This is a genomic window from uncultured Fibrobacter sp. (genome assembly GCF_947305105.1).
In the GTDB taxonomy this organism is placed as follows: Bacteria; Fibrobacterota; Fibrobacteria; order Fibrobacterales; family Fibrobacteraceae; genus Fibrobacter.
This window is the reverse complement of record NZ_CAMZCS010000008.1, coordinates 63,233-80,776: the sequence shown is the minus strand read 5'-3', so window position 1 is coordinate 80,776 and position 17,544 is coordinate 63,233. Positions and strand designations below refer to the sequence as shown.

The window sequence follows — 17,544 nt, the reverse complement described above, 5'->3', positions numbered from 1 at the left end:
TCTAGCCCCTAGATCCTAGCCTCTAGTCTCTTAGAACTGGGAGAGGAATCTCTGGTCGTTGCTCGTCAGCAAACCGATTTCCGGGATAGCATGGCGCAGCATGGCGATACGGTCGAGACCGAAGCCGAAGGCAAAGCCCGTGTACTTCTCGGAATCGATGCCGCAGTTCTTGAACACGTTCGGGTCCACAGAACCGCAACCGCCGATTTCCATCCAGCCGGTTCCCTTGCAGCGACGGCAACCCTTGCCACCGCAGAACACGCAGCTCACGTCCATTTCGGCAGACGGCTCCGTGAACGGGAAGAAGCTCGGGCGGAAACGCGTCTTGACGCCTTCGCCGAACAGCTTGTTCATGAACACCTGGAGCACGCCCTTGAGGTCTGCAAAGCTGATGTTCTCGTCGACCACCAGGCCTTCGCACTGCTGGAACATCGGGGCGTGGGTCGCATCGTTATCGACGCGGAACACGTGGCCCGGAGCAATCATGCGGAACGGCGGCTTGTGCGTTTCCATGTAGTGGATCTGCGTGCCGGAGGTGTGCGTACGCAACATCACCTTGTCGTCCACGTAGAACGTGTCCTGCATGTCGCGGCTCGGGTGGTCAGGCGGCGTATTCAAGGCTTCGAAGTTGTACCAGTCCGTCTCGATGTCGCGACCGAAGTCCACTTCGAAACCCATCTGGCTGAAGAAGTCGATAATCTCTTCGCGCACGTCGTAAAGCGGATGCGTGCTGCCCGCCGGGATGCCTGCGCCCGGGAGCGTCGTATCTACAAAGCCGCTTTCCAGCTTCTTCTGGAGGGCAGCCTGGTTCGCGGTCTCGATAGCCTTGTCGATGGCCTCGGAGACGGCGACCTTAAGTTCGTTCACGAGTTTGCCGTAAGCCGGACGTTCCTCGGCGCTGAGCGTGCCCATCTGCTTCATGAGGTCGGTCACGGCACCCTTCTTGCCCAGGTACTTCACGCGGAGGTTGTTAACGGCTTCTTGGTTCGTAAGGTCGGTTTGCGCAAGTTCTGCGTCAAACGCCTGCTTCACATTGTTAATAGCTTCACTCATAGTGGCCACAAATTTAGCAAAAGGCGAGCGCCGCGACAAAGCGATTTTTCGCTTTGGCATGGCCGAGCCGAGCAAAATGCGCTCCAAAGGAGCGCCAAGATAGAAAAAGTAGGAAGTAGGAAGTAGACAGTAATTAGTGGTTAGTAAACAGTGTTTGTTGTTGAAAGGGGGAAGTTTCCCCCTCGCTTTAGCCACGGCTCCGCCGTGTCTGCCGCTACCCCCTCTACGGGCGCTCAGGCGCCGCGCCCGTAACGCCCCGGCTTAATCAGTGTCTTTTACGCAACGGACAGAAAAACCATAATCCTTGGAGTCATTACCTAGGTACGCACCCTCGTTATTATAATTCAATTCCATAAGGTAACTGAATGTGTGAAATGTGTCGTCGGTTTTCTCGGTAGCACTCCAGAAGACAGCATCTTGACCCGCTTTTTTGAACAAGGCAAAATCACGCTCGCCGACAGGTAGTGCAGAGAAGGAATAGTCATCCGAGCCATTACCCTCTTCCCAACCAGTCGCGGACTTGAGCATTTTCCCTGCCGTAGATTGGCCACCCACTGCCGTGAAGAGCTTGTGCCATTCGGTCGTATCAGGCAAATGCCAACCCTCGGGGCAAATCCCCTGCACCTTTCCTTCCAGACTGCAAGCCTTGTCGTAACCACAGTCCAGCGGATTTTCTGCAGCCGACGCCAGCTTCACCGAATCGATAGCCGCAGCCCAGGTGTAAAGACGCCCACCGGTGGTGCACTTTGCTGTATCATTGTCAAAGCACCAGCTTTTCCCCTTCAAACTCGGCGTTTCACTGCTGTCTGCGTAATTGAGGTTTTCCGCCATCCAAATTTGATCACCGATAGTCGTTGTCTTGTAAACCTGACCATCGCGATTGTCTGTCAGGGTCTTTTTATCGGCATCGTACACGCTACCTGCCAGAGAAGAACTTGATTCCGCTTCGGAACTGGAACTAGTCGTTTCTTCGCTAGAAGACGACTTTGTTTCGTCACCACTAGACTTTTCACTCGAAGAAGATTTTTCGCTATCTGTTTTTTTCTCGCTGCTGCTGGATTCTACTTTCTTTACACTGCTAGAGGAGACCTTGTCATTGGATTTTGAATCGCTAGATTCTTTGCTATCGTCCGAAACGATACTGCTTGAAGAAGCGATTTCAGAATTCGGATTGCCTGCCGAAACCGAAGATGAATCATCACCACACGCAGCAAGGAAGAGAGCAAAAGAAATGGCGGTAAGGGAAAAATGCTTCATAGGATTCTCCTTAAAATTTATTCGTAATATAACTTCTTTTACCCCTCCCCCCTTGTAAAAGTTTAGAAATTTGCCGTTTTTCGCAAAATGCGATACACAAAATGCGAAAAATTACTATTCAGCCTTCGCTTTCCCGGTATAGTTCGTGCTCGTTATCTTGAATACGGTCACGGCGGCGGCCTGCGCGGGCGTGAATTCGAACTTGTGCGATGCGGCGGATTGTGTGGAATGCGCGGAATCAGAAGGTTGCAGAGCATGAGCGGATTGCGGTTCGCCTGCGGCCTGTCGTTCCATCAGGAGCGAGAGTCCGCGGCATTTCTTGGCGCTATCCTCAACGATTTCGGCCTTACCCTGCCCAACGACACTTGCATAAAAGCGTCCGCTCTTGCAATAATTGTCTTCGTGAATTTCGATGCGTTTCTCGACGCACATGCTGAACGCGACATTCGGATTCTTGCGGATGCAATCGAGTTTCTTGCCGACACGTGCACAGTGGAAGTACAGTTCCAGAACGCCTCCATTTAGGCTATACCCGAACGACAGCGGAATCACGTAGGGCATGCCCGTGTCGGCATTGTCCATCATCGCAACATGGCAAGTCGTACACTGTTTGATAATCTTCGCGATATTTTCATCGCCCAAAACTTCTCTATCTTTGCGTCGCATACATATCGTTCCATCAACTAAATATTTTATTAGAGATTGCTTCGCCGCTAAGCGCCTCGCAATGACAATAACCAGCTTATCAATAATCCTTTATGCAGCGAATGGAGTAGGCATTATCCTTATCGCCAGAATGAAAGAGTGTGTACGTATTATAAAATATGTGTAAGAAATAGGCATAAAGCTTGGTTTCCTCGCTAGCAAACCAAAAGAAAGCGACCCTTTCATCAGGACCATAAAATTCTCCGCTATTGTCTCGCTCTGTATCGCCAAACATTCTCGTTTTGTGGAACGCCCCTGCAGGTATAGCAGAAAAACCAAAGCGATCAAAATTAGGATTCACTTCATCGCCATCCCACAGTTGAGACTTAAGACACGTTCCAGCATAAGAGTCCCCTCCAATTTCAGAAAGCATAGCGAGCCAATCTTCCAACGAAGGCAAGCGCCACCCCTGCGGACAAATTCCCTGAACTTTTTCGGGAAGTTCGCAAACCTTGTGCAATCCGCAATCCAAGCCTTCTGCGGACAACGTGACGGAATCAATCGCTGCAGCCCAGGTATAGAGGCGCCCCGCAACTTCACATTTTTTCGGGTCATTGCCATTGCACCAGCTTTTACCTAGAAGACTCGGAGTTTTGACACTGTCGGAATAGTTGAGATTTTCAGCCATCCAGACCTGTTCGCCAATTTTTACTGTCTTGTAGACTTTTCCATCTCGTTCGTCTGTTATGGAATCGTATTCTATTTCTGGATTCAAATAAGCTTCTTTAGGAATACTCCAATCAATGCACCCCTCGCAGGAGGACTCCTCAACACTGCTGCTAGACACAACGGGGTTGTTCCAGGGGCCGAGAAGTTCCTCGGGCGATTGCTTTGCAGACGAAGAAGAATTTTTCCGGCTACTACTTGAAATTGCGTTGTTGTTACGCTCTTCGCTGCTTGAAGACGACATTTCCTTCTGCGTTTCACTGCCATTCGCACCGGTCGACGAAGAATCGCCGCCACACGCGGCAAGGAACAAGGTCATACAAAATGCGATAAGAATCTTTTTCATATGTTCTCCAAATATTTCCCAAGGGAATTTTTTTTCAAATTTAATTTATCAAAACAGGAATTACTTCGCTTTCTCGGTGAATAATCTTCGCAATATTCTCGTCGCCTAAAACTTATCTATCCTTGCGCCTCATAGAATAATTCTCACTAATGTTCGCTTCTCGAACCTATTTTCCCTAACCACCAACCACTGTTTACTAACCACTTCCTACTGTCTACTTCCTACTTCCTACTTCCTACTTCCTACTATATCTCTCGTCTCTCGTCTGTAGCCGCGTAGCGGCGTCCTCTCGTCTATTCCCCCTACTCATCCCACAATCTGTGCATAATCACCGGCCGGTTCTTGCCTGCTTCGGTCCTGTGCATGTACATGTGCCCGGTGCTGTCGTAGCTGAACTGCTCGCCCACGCGTTCCCCGTTCACGTATGTAAGGCTGTCCATCAGGACTCCGTTCGTATACCAGTTGCGCCATACCCCTTCGCGCTTGCCGTCTTTCCAGAACCCTTCGCTCGCAAGGCCTCCGCCTACGCTGTCGGGGTAGAATATGCGGGATTCCTGGATGACTCCCTCGAGCCAGATTTCTTCGTAGCGCAGGCGCTTGTCGCGCTTCATGTACCAGACTTTGCCGGAAAGTTCACCTGCGACAAAGGTGGATTCCGCACAGACGAATTCCCCGTCGCCCCGGTGGCACGTGCCGTAAGACGTTCCGGTCCCGTTTTCAAACAAACTTTCTTGTAGGATGCTGCCGTCCTTGTTGAGCCAGCGCCAAAGGGAATCTCGCTTGCCGCCCTTCCAGCGTTCCTGCTTCTGGATGGTTCCGTCGGCCCGGAACAGGGTCCATGTTCCTTCTTGGATTCCTTGGTCGTAATTTCCCTCAATCATGAGTTTTCCGCTCGGGTAGTATTCCCGCGATTTCCCGTGGTGCTTGCCGTAGGCGCAGTCGTATTCGCTGGAGCGGATGCTGTCGGAGGAGTAGTAGGTGACGTGCCCGGAAGGGCTTCCCGGGTGGCAAGAATTTTCTTCGGCGAGAACACCGTTGGGGTACCATTTTTTCCAGACGTCTATGGAGTCCCCTTGCTTGCTGTAATGTTCCTCGAAGGCCTTGTTCCTGTTGTAGTGCCAGCCTTCCCAGTCGCCTACGGGGTGGTCGTCTTCGTAATGCCTTTCGGCTTGGACCTTCTTGTCAAAAAAGAAGGATGTCCAGTCGCCGTCCTTTTTCCCTTTTTTATAGTAGCCGGTGCCAATGAGGTCGCCGAGGTCGCTCCACTGCTTGAACTTGCCGTGCGGGACATTGTCCTTGAACGGGATTTCCAGCTTCTTGATGCCGTTCGTGTACCATTCGACCTGCTTGAGAATCTCGCCGTCCGGATAGACCCAGACGGAGGTTTTCTTGATGTCGTTCACGTGGTAGTCTAGCACTTTTTCTTCGGCCCTTTCCACGGTACATCCGCAAAGGAACGAAATAATGCTAAAAAAGGCGATTGTTTTGATGGCATCCATATTCGGTAAAGTAGAAAAAAGGTAATTTCTAGTTGTGGAAGACTTGAAGAAAAAAACGGTTGCCGAGACGCTGAAGTCGAGGTTGCAAGCTCCGTGGGTGTGGCTCATCCTCGTTTTGACGCTTGGACTGACGGCGCTGTTCTACGTGTCGCAGAAACCGGAAATTGTCCTCTATAGCAAGTATATCAAGAATATTTCGGAATACCAGCTGCTCGAAACCCGACTGATGCGCTCGATGGAGCGCGTGCGCATGGGCCGCATGACGGACTCTGCGGCGGTCCAGTCCCAGATCATGGTGCTGAGGGAGATTGCTTCCACCTTCTCTCACGACATGGACGGCCTGAAGGACATAAAGATAAAGGCTCCTCCGGCATCTTCGGTCAGCCGCTTCGAACGCGAAGTCTCGAGGAAAATGTCCGGCATCGCCTGGTATTTTATCAATCGCAACGCATGGTTCCTGTCTCGCGATTCTCTGATTGCCCAGACGGATGGCCTCCCTTCGAGTACGCTTTTTGCTCTATACGCCCTGTTGGATTCTGCATCTGCCGGGATGAACGTGTCGCGCCCGCTCCAGATGGATTTGCCTGAAAACTTGGCCAAGGGCTTGGACGGCCTGCTCGCTTCCAATGCCGATCTATCGGTGGCGTGGAACCGCCTGAACAGCGATGTGACTATGGCTTGCAGCGAGGAACTGGTCCAATTTTTCCAGATGGAGAACTTGGACGAGATTTCTTTCAAGTCGAGAATCCCCATGGTGTTTTACTTCCTTTCCATTGTGCTTCTTTTGACAACGTTTTTCTTCATTTTCCGCGCTAAGCAGTAGACGATATGCTATCTATTTTCAGAACCCGCCATTCCGCATATTTCAATTTCGCGTTCCTTTTCGCCGTATTGGGCTCCTGGTTGTTTTTCTATTTGCAACCGGTTCTCCGGGGCTTTCTGAGTGACGAGTATCTTTTTTATGGCAAGGTGAGTTACGCCGCTATCCCGAGCATTTTCGGCAACAGCGACATCCCGCTGCTCGACAAAACCTTGTTCCGCCTCAACGGGGACAACGATGCGACGTTCACCCTCTATGCCTCCAAGGAAATCCTGGAAGAGATGTCCGAATGGTTCCAGTTCGGGGCCCGCAATGCTGGGGATATCTCGCTGGAGGTGTCTGCCGCCCGTGTCGGGGAAAACCGCTTCGTCGTGAGCTCGATGGCGACGTCGAACGGGGCTCTGGAGTGGGACACGTTGATGGAGTACCAGTTCCAGTGGGCCATGATTTACTTGGCCGTGGAGTGCGTGTTCCTTTGCTTCTTCTTGTTCTTCATTATTCTTGGGTTTAAGGCTCGCCGCCGTTACAAACGTCTGCAACGGGCCGTCGAAGAAAGTTCGGTGAGGGGGTGATGGGTAATTCCCTTTTTCGGGTTTGTCGCTCCGTCCTTTTGGTCGCCTGCATTTGTTCTTGGGCGTGGGGCGCGAAAGATACCCTGTCGATAAATGTTTCCGGTGTTAAAAGCGCAGTCGGCGTCTGGTGGCCGAAGTCCTCTGCCGATGCGCCAGTCTTTGTCTGGTTCCATGGCGGGATGACTAGCGGGAATTGCGAGAAGGGCCTTGTCGCGGGTGACGACCTTTCCAAACTGTACCCCTCGGCTATCGTGGTGAGCGCTTCCGCTTGTCGCGAAAATCACTGGGCCACGGCGCCCATGGTGGCTGTTGTGGATCGTGCGCTCGATTCCGTGGCGGCTATAAGGAAGTCTCCGGTGAAAAGCGTGTCCCTCGTCGGGATTTCGGATGGAGCTATCGGCGTGTTTGTCTATTCGCAGGCCGGGTCGCACAGCGTCAAGGACCGCCTGTTGATGAGTTCGAACGGGAGCCTTTTGGGGGATGCCCGCTCGGTCGCCCAAGTGAAGAAATTCAAGGAGGGCCGCTGGAGGTTCTTGCAGGGCGGGTCGGACCGGCTGTATCCGTCCGAGGTGACCGTTCCGTGGATTGACTCGTTTTGCAAGACGCTCCAGGGCGACTGCGACTTGAAGTATGACCCGGCAGGAGAACACGACTGGAGTTATTGGCGGGGCCGACGCCTTGAATGGATAAAGGAGGCCTTGCAAGTCAAGAAATAATGGTTCCACCCCTTGACAAAAGGCGTTTTTTTTTCAAAATTTGGTGCACCACGCGGATGTGGTGGAACTGGTAGACACGCTAGATTCAGGTTCTAGTGCCTGCGAGGGCATGAAGGTTCAAGTCCTTTCATCCGCACTGAAAAGCCCGGTAGTACGCTACCGGGTTTTTTATATTGTACGCGCCGACGGGGGAATAATGATGTCCGATGAAATCTACCTTGATGAACTTCCCGTAAGGGAACTGGCGGGAGACCGCGTCGTTCTGCGTCCCCTGGAAGAAGGCGATTTCGCTCCGCTATACGCGGTCATCGATGCGAGCCGGGACCACCTCTCGCAGTTCCTGCCTTGGCCGGGCGAATGCCTCTCTGTAGAAGATGTCGCTTCGCGAGCCGAGTCCTGGGAAATGCAGGCGCAGATGGGGAACGGTGCCTGTTGGGGCATATTCGAAAAGACGGATGCGGGCCTGGCCGTCGCCGGGTGCATCGTTGTCGGTTGGGTCCGCTGGGCCCACCGTTCGGCGGAACTCAATTACTGGTTGGGCAAGGATTTTACGGGTAGAGGGCTCGCTACCGAGGCGCTCCGGCTGGTTTCCTGTGAACTGTTTTCGCTGGGGCTCAACCGGCTCGAAATTTCTGCCTCTGTAAACAACGAAAAAAGCTGTGCCCTGGCCCGTCGGTGTGGGTTTGTCGAAGAGGGTGTAAGTCGCGATTTTGAGCGAATAAACGGGATTTTTGTCGACCATCGGCGCTTTGCTCGGTTGGCCCGCGATCCCGAAAGCGGCTTGTAGCCGTGCTGCCTTGGTTACGCATGTAAACGCAATTTATACATTTGGTATGGTATTTCCGCTTGTAGACAAGTATCTTTATATACATGAGTATCGAGGAGAAGAAAATACAGGAACCCGACGTCTTGCAGTACACGAACTATCGTGTATATCTGCGGGATTATTACGAATATAAGAAGAAGACCTCCAAGGCCTTCAGTCTTCGGTATTTCGCGGAAAAATCAGGAATTTCAAGCCATGCTCACTTGAAGTTGACCATGGACGGCTCCCGTAACATAACGAATGTTACGATAAACAAGTTGATTCGGGGGATTGGCCTCGAAAATCGCCGTGCGGCCTATTTCGAGAACCTGGTGTTTTTCAACCAGGCCACTTCCGATATAGACAAGAAACTTTACTATGCGCAGCTGCTCAAGGTGAGCTCGCGTTCTAGGCTTCATAAGATGGACAAGGCGCAATTCCGCCTGTTCCGCGAATGGCACCATTCCGTCATTTTGGAAATGGTTGCCTTGAAAGATTTCAGCACGAATCCCAACTGGGTGTCTAAGCGCTTGCGCGGCCTCGTTTCGCCTGCGCAGGTGGAAGATTCCTTCAAGTTGCTCCTGGAGCTTGGCCTTCTGGTGAAGACGGCGAACGGCTATGCCCAGAGGGACCCCCTGATTACGACGGACGACGAAGTTCAGGACATGATGGTCAAGCAGTACCATTGCCAGATGTTGCGCCTCGGTAGCGAGATGCTCACGTCTCTGCCTGCTCCCGAAAGGGATTTCTCCGGCATCACGTTCGGAATCAAGCGGGAAAAATTCGCTGACCTGAAAAAGCATATCCAGCTCATGCGTAAAGAGCTCTTGGATTTCTCGGCAAAACCGGGCGAGTCGGAAGATGTCGTGCAAGTCAATATCCAGTTGTTCCCGTTGACGCGAGGTTTGTGATGCGTATCTTCGGGTACATGACGGGCCTCGTGTTGGGCGTCCTGCTTATGGCGGGATGCTCCAATACCGTTGATACTGCCGGTATCGAAATCGGCAATCCCGAATTGGCAAATAATGACCCCGCACGCGATTCTGTGCAATCCCTTGCGTTCAAGGCTGGATTCACCATTGATTATTCCGACGTGATTCCTACGGAAAGCAAGAGGATGTTCGCTTTGGCCCGGTCCAATCCATTGGCCAGGTCTGCATCAAAGAACGAACCGCTGCTGATCGACTCCCTGAACCTGACGCTGACAGAAGTCCGCTCTTATTGCAGCTTCTATGTTGGCATTTCGATTGTCCAGTCGATGGGCTTGGTTGTCTGGCCTTATGAGAATTCTCCCTACGATGTTTTGCCTGTGTCTTTTGTGGACGACGAATTGGTAGACGAGACGTTCAGCAGCATCGATCTCCAGTCCGAAGGCCGCCTCAAGGAAATCGGAGTGTCGTTCGAGATAAGCCGCAGGATTCATCCTACTGTCCAGGGCCGCGTGATGATCGGGGATGTCTACGTGCCGTTTATTTACGAACTGTCCCGTTTCCAGCAGTTCTCGCTGCGTTACCATTTCTCGCAGATCAAGGTGGAAGACTGGACTGCTAATTTGTCTGTAGCGTTCCATGTCCGCCATTTCACGGACGGTGTAGACCTGAGTTCTCTGGAGGTCGGTAGGGATGGCGTCGTTCGTATAGACAGTACGAATAATGCTGAAATCTGGGAAAAATTCAACGAACGGTTCGTCCCGAGTTTCGGAGCCCTGCGTTATGAATATCTCGACGAAAAGGGGCATACATTCAACGATTACGTGGATGACATCCTGTTGGATGTTGCTGGTGATGTGGGAGAAAACGTGGTCACGGACGGAATGTTGGGAAGCTATTCTCCAGACTGGATTTTCCTGACCCAGCTCCGTGGGGAGGCCGATTCCGCATACGTGAACGTCAAGGAGAAAACTCGCGCTATCGAGGTCGATGTGACTGCTGCTGGTCAGTATAGCTATAGTGTCCAGCTCTTGCACGAAAATATTCCCATGCTCGCCGGTCACAAGTACAAGTGCTCGTTCCTGATAAGGGCTAGCGAGGAGGGCCTGATTACTGCGCGTATCGGCTCGTACCTGACTTACGAAACCGTCGGATTCGAAGAACATGTGCAGGTGACCACTTCTGAGAAAAAGTTCGAGGTGGAGTTTGAACCTATGCTGAATGACCCGTTTGCTCGATTCGAATTTAACATCGGCGGTGCGGTCCGCAAGATATGGGTTCGCGACTTGAAAATCACAAGGCTAGATTAGAATTCAATCAACCTTTAAAACCTTTTAAGGCTGTTCATGAAAACTTAAGCATGAACAGCTTTTTCGTATTATCCTGGTCTAAGCGAGATGTTCATTCTGTTCTAGAGATGGGTATGCGTGGCCCCCTCCCGCATATATTCAAATGTGAAATGTGAAAAAGCATGTTTAAGGAAATCATCTTTTTTCTAATTTATGGCCATTATGGCAATTATTCCTACTCGCAAAGACAATCTCGTTATTGAAAACATCCGCCCAAGCATTGAGGGCGGCCGCTTTATGCTCAAGCGTGAACCGGGCGATACCGTCACGCTCACCGCGGATATCTTCCGCCACAGCCACGAAAAGTACGACGCCGCGATTTTCTACCGCCACGACTCCAAGAAGAAATGGGAAATGGCTCCCATGCATTTCGTGGACAACGACCAGTGGGAAGGTTCCTTTACCGTCAACAACATCGGCTATTACGAATACAAGATTTGCGCCTGGACCGTCGAGCCCAAGGACATCCCGACCGAATCCCCGGTGATGAAACTCCGTGTGGATCCGCCTTACTCCCGCATCGGTACATGGTACGAGATGTGGCCCAAGAGCCAGGGCACGGACCCCAAGAAGAGCGCCACGTGGAAGGATTGCGAGAACCAGCTCGACTACATTGCCGGCCTCGGTTTCGATACAGTTTATCTTGTCCCGATTCACCCGATCGGTGTCACCAACCGCAAGGGAGCGAACAACGCCCTGCATGCGAAGGTCGACAAGAAGGGTAACCCGCTCGAGCCGGGATGCCCGTATGCCGTGGGCAACAAGAACGGCGGGCACTACGACGTGGACCCCGAACTCGGGACCATGAAGGATTTCGAACATTTCGCGAAGACCGCCCGTAGCAAGGGGCTCCGCTTGGCGCTTGACATTGCGCTCAACTGCAGCCCCGACCACCCGTACGTGAAGTCGCATCCGGAATGGTTCTATCACGAACCGGATGGCAGCATCAAGTTCGCCGAAAACCCGCCCAAGAAGTACGAGGACATTTACCCGTTCGACTACTACAACGAGAACTACAAGGAACTTTGGCAGGAAATCGAGAACATTATCTTGTTCTGGGCCGACAAGGGCATCGAAATTTTCCGTATCGACAACCCGCATACAAAACCGTTCCCGTTCTGGGAATGGCTCATCGCCGATATCAAGGAAAAGCGCCCGGAACTCGTGTTCCTCGCCGAAGCGTTCACCCGCCCGAAGATGATGCACCGCCTCGCAAAGTCGGGTTTCGACATGAGCTACACGTATTTCGCCTGGCGCTCTGCCAAGTGGGAATTCGAACAGTACCTCAAGGAACTCACGCAGAGTGATGCAAAGGAATACATGCGCGGCATTTTCTTCCCGACCACGCCGGACATTTTCCCGAAGTACCTTGCATACAAGGGCCCGAACGCCTTCAAGCAGCGCTATTTCCTTGCCGCGACGCTTTCGAGCCTCACGGGTATGTACAACGGATTTGAATTGTGCGAAAACATCCCGAGCCCCGTGAAGGAAGAACTCGCCGACAGCGAAAAGTACCAGTACAAGGTCCACAACTGGAAGGGCCCGGGCATCCAGGACTTCGTGCGCCGTGTGAACACTGCCCGCCAGGAACATGTGGCCCTGCAGGAATACGACAACCTCGACTTCCACTACTGTGCCAACGACCAGTTGATGGTCTACTCCAAGAAGTCTGGCAACGACGTTATCTTGTGCGTATGCAACATGGACATGGACAACGCGCAAGAAGGCATGGTGGAACTTGACATGGCTAAGCTCGGGCTGGAGCCGGATTCGTTCTTCTTCTTGAAGGACGTGATTACTGACGAAAGCTACGTGTGGCGCGGCAACAAGAACTTTGTTCGCCTTGACCCCGCGAAAGCCCCCGGACATCTGCTGGTGCTGAAGAAGATATAAGAGGGGTGAGGTCGGTCGCTAGCGCTCCCTTCGAGGTTCGAGGTCGGTCGCTGGCGCTCCCTTCGAGGTTCGAGGTCGGCACTTCGTGCCTTTGAGGTAAGTAAACAGTGGTTGGTGGTTAGTGGTTAGGGTTTGTCATTGCGAAGGGCGAAGCCCTGAAGCAATCTCTGCCAGAGAATCTAGAGATTAGGATCTCGTCGCCTCGTACCTAATACCTAATCACATTCCTTTTCTTGTCATTCACGCAGCGGCCGCCGGCATCGCGATTGTGAATTTTGGGCTTTTCAACCTTCAAAATGCGGGAACGCGGCGTTGATAGGATATCTTCTGTCGGGTTGACGAAGTATTCGCCGACAACGGTTGCTAGAGGATGATAATCACATGAGTTTTTTTCCCATATGTTACGAAATAACACTGAATAATTTTTTATAAAAATAGAATCTCCGTTTTTTAATTCAATTTTTTTTGGATAATATATCCAGGATGAATCCAGCACTTTCGTCATGGGGGATTCGTTTTCGTTGTAGACTTTGAAATTGCGAAGAAAAACTCGCCTTACTGGTTCCAGCCATCTGCTAGTTGAGTCTGCATATCCGATAAGAGTGTAGTCGCAGAATATATTTCCCTCACGTTCGAATTCAACGCAGGAGTTGATATCGTATTTTTGTAATGCTGTGTCTATCACAATGGGAATGACCGAATCAACGATTCCTGAAATATTTACGGTGTGCTCTAAACTTGGAAATGCAGACATGTCGGTTTCATTTGTAGGCAAATCTAGCTGAAGTTGCATCCCTTTTGGGTTGCTGTATTCTTTAAAAAGTGGGAGACATTGATCGTGTTTGGAGGGATCCCTGCCATCAGGGATTGGTTCCTGGGCGAAAATCAACGCATTCAATGCAAGTATAATCATTACTTTAATTTGCATATAACTAATATATGATAACTTGGAATGAAATGTGAGGAAAAATTGTAAAAAAAACAAACAATTATGCTTTCTGAGAGAAATAAATATAAATGAAAAATATTATGAATAAACTTCTTATAATTCTTTTATCTGTTTCCATCGCAATGGCTGGTGGAGTGAGAGTGGCTAGCCTTGGTGCTGATGGGGAGCCTGAAGAGGAAATCATAGACATCTCCATCTGTCTAGAGCGGACTCCTACGTCTGCTCAAGAAGCTAATTATGAAGATGTCATCGGATATTATGCCGATGCTATATATGAAATGTCAAATGGAGCTAACTTTCTTGGAAACGTATCCATATATACGGGTGAACGTTATTGCTCAAGTGTAGACATTGTATGGAACATAACACATGAGTGGCCTCGGGCCCATGTAGGCGGATTTGTAACAAATGGCATAATTTTTATGTCCGATGATTGGGGCGCTGGACGGGACAACTTTAGCGATGAGGAAAAACGTTTGAATTTTGGTATGACATTGGCTCATGAAAGTGGACATTATATTTATGGTGTAACAGATGACTATACACAGACTGCTCTCCCTCTTGGATGGATTGAGGTGACAGCAGATCCTGTGTTGAATCAAATAATTGTAACGGACACAAGAGTACGTGATAGTGCCTCTTTGATAAATACGGAATTTGAGGATAGACTATCTCCGTTCACTTCAGGGACTCCCATAATTTTTTATCCGGTTGAAAATCTCCCGCAAGGTCTTGAAACATTTTTGGACTATCCTGTAAATTATACCTATCCTGGTGGAGTTGGCTTGTTTGTGGACGATTATGCAACTATAGATCAAGTTTGGGATAGTACTACTAGCGTTGGAAAATACTCGTTTACTTTGAAGGACAAAAATAAAAACGATGTTGACATCCGGAGTGCGGGTTCTGGATCATGGACCTTTGATTTGCCGGGATGGAATAGAAGCCGAGTTGCTCATTCTATAATGGACAACCAATATGACGTAGCGACATCCTATGGATGCTCTCCTAATGGAGTCAATGGAATTCAGTGGCAATGGGCAAATTTCAGTACTGAGTTCAATATTAACCCATATTGCAAGCAGGGAATTGAGTTTCGTAGGAATGGGAATCCTTCTTCTGCGTGGGATGTCATTTCAAGAAATCCGGTAAATGACGAAGTTTTTGGGGCGGCTAGTCCATATCTCAGATATTGGTTCAAGTCTCTTGCCAAGAGGAAACCTACTGCATCGGATGTGTTTACGGCAAAATCCTACCTGATGAATTATGATCCTGCTACGGGTAAGGTTCAGGAGGGGCATGCGGTTTGGCTACATGACCAGACTTGTGGCCATGAAAAAACATATAATCTCCCATATATGAAGGTCGAACTTGCCGGTCAGCATCCGTCCGCATACAGAAGGCAGACTCACAAGTACCTGAAAATCTTTTGGGACCGTCCTGAAACGGAGAAAATCGTGCTCGTGGACATATCCAGCAGCATGGGTGTTGAAAACAAACTGGAAAAAGCCAAGTTGTCTGCGAAAAATTACATAAAGTCATCTCTGAACGAAGATCCGGCATATACGACGTTCAATAACTCAAACGTATCTGTCGGTGTCTATGCGTTCAATGACAGTGTTGTCAAGGTCCGTTCCCTTAATACAATTCAGTCTCTATTGGGGCTTGATAGTGCAATAGATTCGCTCACGGCAGGGGGCAATACGGCGTTCTTTGACGCCCTGTATTCAGCCATTGACAATTTTTCGGATACGGCCAATCAAAAAACTCTGTATGTAATCTCTGATGGAATCGACTATAGAAGTACGCATACCGAAAAGGAGGTCGTTGATCTCTATAGGTCCAAAAATATTTCTATCAATACGTTTGCTTATGGAACAAAGGCATGCCGAGGGTTGCTATCTTCGATGGCTGCGGAGACGGGTGGGGAATATTTCGAGGAAGGGTCTGGGTTGGCTCATGAGGTAATCGCGTCAACTGCGAATGTTCTTGCTGCAATGCCAGGGAACACCCAACTAAAGGCAGCCGTAGTCGCTCCAGCTCAGACTTCGGGTGATGTTTATCTTCCTCGGCGCCTCCAGCGTGCCCGCGTCTATGCGTCCTACGATATTCCGTCTTCCAGTTCCACGGGTTCGTCTTCCGGTTCTGCGGGTAGCCCGATTGAATTGCTTACTCAAGGCGGGGCGGCCATCCCGTTTTTCCCGACATCCAATACAATTGGCAATACGGTCTACTTCACCGCCGAAGTTGATTCGGCTACGCTGGTGTCGTTGCCCAATTCTGCGTTCAAGGTCAAGAATAACCTTTCCGGCGCTAATGTAGATTTCAGGGTTATCGCTACGGGCGAGTATCAGGAACATTCCATGAATGTGAAAATTTTCCCGGAAGGGCTGTTTGAGTGGCCCGTGCAGAAGTATTTCACTGCGTCGGTCCGGGGCCTGGGGGGAGTCCTTGCCGAGGTCGATGCTGCGGGAAAACTGGTCACACCTGACGGGAACGTGGTGAACTTCGCTTTGCACGACGACGGCATTGGTGGAGATTTGCGTGCAGGCGATGGCCTTTATTATGCGGATATGCCTCCCATAAGCAAGAATGGAACTTACCGGTGGGAAATTACGATGTCCAGTCCCGGTGGTGTCGCGCACACGACCCGCGTGGGAACCTCCCTGCCGGATTCCATCCCGTTTACAGAGGCAGTGGACCCGAATGCGTTTGAACTTGTCCGTAATGGTCAGTTTATGGTTACCGGATGTTGTACCGACGAATCGAATAGCAACCTTGTGAAACTCAAACCCGAAAAGCGGGTGAACGCTTACTTGCAAACCGGCTCGGATATTGATCGTTTTGAAATCGAGGCAACTCTTGCTGGCAGAAGTTATTCTTTGCGTCTTTCCTCGAAGGATTTAGGCTCTTTCGACAGGATTGAAGTTTATCAACCCTCCGAGCCTTCGGTTCCGATTTATTCTGTGAATGTGGTAAACAACGGTTTTGGATATGTCTCAGTCCCGCTTTCGGCTGAGTTTGCGAAACCTGGCAATATCGTGGCAATAATCGGGACGAATTCCAATGGTGCGAATTATAGTCTGGATTTGCTGGAAAAACCGTTCGCAGAATTCTCTGTGGGCCGCTTTGAGGTCGCTACGGACTGGCATTCGCAACATACAACACTTGCTTTGGACGGAAACCGCAAGAGCGAGGGCAACACGAGCCTCGTCACCCCTGCTGGGTGGAAAGTCATTGAAAGTCGCAATATATCGACATCGGATTTTGATGTTATCGGTGAGAGAATGAGCGTGGATGTTTTCGTTCCTGCGAGTACACAGAACCCGTATTGGATCGGTACGCTGGAACTTTGGCTCTACGTGCCGTCTTCGAACAAGCGAATACAACTTGGCGAGCAGATTCAGTTGAAACCCTATTTTGGAAACTGGAAGTCTTACGAGTTCAGAGTGCCGTCCCGCGTGAAGAAAGTTCTTTCGGAACAGCATCATGATGCTCGTTTCCAGATTGTGCTGAATACGGCGGATTCTCTTTGGATAGACAATTTGCGCTTTGCCGGAAAGTTGACGGACAACCCCGTCAATCAAGTGGAACCGGAATGCCCGCAGGACAACGGATGCAGTTCGTCTACGCCGATAACGTTGCATGTTAACGAGTCCAAGCGTGTCGTTCCCGAAGGTGACCTCTGGATTGAAATTACCGGGTTCCCGAACGATTGGACTCCGGCTGTAGTTACTCTCGGAATCGCTCCGGAGGACGGCATCGAAATGACTGGCTCCATGACATACGACAACGGAACATATCCATTGTCCGGTTGGTACATGGAAAAATCGTTCGGGTTTGTCAGGGGTAAGCGTTACCTTGTCAAGTTGCATAACCTTGGGCACCGCCCGTACAGAGTCAATGCATGGGTGTCTGGTCAGGCGATGGGTGTCGCTTCTCTCGGGTTGCCATACAATGTGGAACTAGGCGTGAATTGGTAAGA

General features: G+C 50.5%; 14 protein-coding genes and 1 tRNA gene. 9 read left to right on the top strand and 6 right to left on the bottom strand.

From position 1 onward, the window contains the following. Positions 1-30 precede the first annotated feature (30 nt). The 5 genes from pheS to Q0Y46_RS06015 all read right to left on the bottom strand — a co-directional run bounded on the left by pheS (position 31) and on the right by Q0Y46_RS06015 (position 5,526). Positions 31-1,053: a phenylalanine--tRNA ligase subunit alpha gene (gene pheS, locus Q0Y46_RS06035; RefSeq protein WP_088628650.1), complete on the bottom strand. Its 1,023-nt coding sequence runs from the start codon at positions 1,051-1,053 to the stop codon at positions 31-33. Positions 1,054-1,314: 261 nt separating this feature from the next. Continuing rightward, positions 1,315-2,310 carry a fibrobacter succinogenes major paralogous domain-containing protein gene (locus Q0Y46_RS06030; RefSeq protein WP_297945812.1) on the bottom strand — a complete coding sequence of 332 codons (996 nt, stop codon included), beginning with the start codon at positions 2,308-2,310 and terminating at the stop codon, positions 1,315-1,317. Positions 2,311-2,424: 114 nt separating this feature from the next. Further along, positions 2,425-2,976, bottom strand: a complete 552-nt coding sequence (locus tag Q0Y46_RS06025; RefSeq protein ID WP_297945810.1) for a pyridoxamine 5'-phosphate oxidase family protein — start codon at positions 2,974-2,976, stop codon at positions 2,425-2,427. 79 nt (positions 2,977-3,055) lie between these two features. Continuing rightward, positions 3,056-4,027, bottom strand: a complete 972-nt coding sequence (locus tag Q0Y46_RS06020; protein ID WP_297945808.1) for a fibrobacter succinogenes major paralogous domain-containing protein — start codon at positions 4,025-4,027, stop codon at positions 3,056-3,058. A 302-nt stretch (positions 4,028-4,329) separates the two neighbouring features. Beyond that, positions 4,330-5,526 carry a hypothetical protein gene (locus tag Q0Y46_RS06015; RefSeq protein ID WP_297945806.1) on the bottom strand — a complete coding sequence of 399 codons (1,197 nt, stop codon included), beginning with the start codon at positions 5,524-5,526 and terminating at the stop codon, positions 4,330-4,332. Between the two features lie 34 nt (positions 5,527-5,560). Between Q0Y46_RS06015 and Q0Y46_RS06010 the strand changes: the two genes are divergently transcribed. From Q0Y46_RS06010 to Q0Y46_RS05975, 8 genes are all read left to right on the top strand, one after another. Further along, on the top strand, positions 5,561-6,349 hold the full coding sequence (locus tag Q0Y46_RS06010) for a hypothetical protein (RefSeq protein ID WP_173842737.1): 789 nt from the start codon (positions 5,561-5,563) through the stop codon (positions 6,347-6,349). A gap of 146 nt (positions 6,350-6,495) precedes the next feature. Beyond that, positions 6,496-6,918 carry a hypothetical protein gene (locus tag Q0Y46_RS06005; protein WP_173842738.1) on the top strand — a complete coding sequence of 141 codons (423 nt, stop codon included), beginning with the start codon at positions 6,496-6,498 and terminating at the stop codon, positions 6,916-6,918. Next, on the top strand, positions 6,918-7,634 hold the full coding sequence (locus Q0Y46_RS06000; protein ID WP_297945804.1) for a hypothetical protein: 717 nt from the start codon (positions 6,918-6,920) through the stop codon (positions 7,632-7,634). Before Q0Y46_RS06005 ends, Q0Y46_RS06000 begins: the two co-directional genes overlap by 1 nt. A gap of 52 nt (positions 7,635-7,686) precedes the next feature. Beyond that, positions 7,687-7,770: transfer RNA gene (locus Q0Y46_RS05995), tRNA-Leu, on the top strand. Between the two features lie 63 nt (positions 7,771-7,833). Then, the gene (locus Q0Y46_RS05990) at positions 7,834-8,421 is read left to right on the top strand and encodes a GNAT family protein (protein WP_297945802.1); all 588 of its coding nucleotides are present in this window, start codon (positions 7,834-7,836) and stop codon (positions 8,419-8,421) included. 83 nt (positions 8,422-8,504) lie between these two features. Beyond that, positions 8,505-9,350: a TIGR02147 family protein gene (locus tag Q0Y46_RS05985; protein WP_173842741.1), complete on the top strand. Its 846-nt coding sequence runs from the start codon at positions 8,505-8,507 to the stop codon at positions 9,348-9,350. Then, entirely contained in the window at positions 9,350-10,678 is a 1,329-nt protein-coding gene (locus Q0Y46_RS05980) for a carbohydrate binding domain-containing protein (protein WP_297945800.1), read from the top strand. Before Q0Y46_RS05985 ends, Q0Y46_RS05980 begins: the two co-directional genes overlap by 1 nt. Before the next feature lie 192 nt (positions 10,679-10,870). Next, positions 10,871-12,610 (top strand): alpha-1,4-glucan--maltose-1-phosphate maltosyltransferase, encoded by a 1,740-nt coding sequence (locus Q0Y46_RS05975; RefSeq protein WP_297945798.1) that lies wholly within the window; start codon positions 10,871-10,873, stop codon positions 12,608-12,610. A gap of 208 nt (positions 12,611-12,818) precedes the next feature. On the opposite strand, the gene Q0Y46_RS05970 is transcribed toward Q0Y46_RS05975, so the two are convergent. Continuing rightward, a complete protein-coding gene (locus Q0Y46_RS05970) occupies positions 12,819-13,538 on the bottom strand; it encodes a hypothetical protein (RefSeq protein ID WP_297945797.1) in 720 nt (239 codons plus the stop codon). A 986-nt stretch (positions 13,539-14,524) separates the two neighbouring features. On the opposite strand from Q0Y46_RS05970, the gene Q0Y46_RS05965 reads away from it, so the two are divergent. Further along, positions 14,525-17,542: a vWA domain-containing protein gene (locus Q0Y46_RS05965; RefSeq protein WP_297945796.1), complete on the top strand. Its 3,018-nt coding sequence runs from the start codon at positions 14,525-14,527 to the stop codon at positions 17,540-17,542. Positions 17,543-17,544 lie beyond the last annotated feature (2 nt).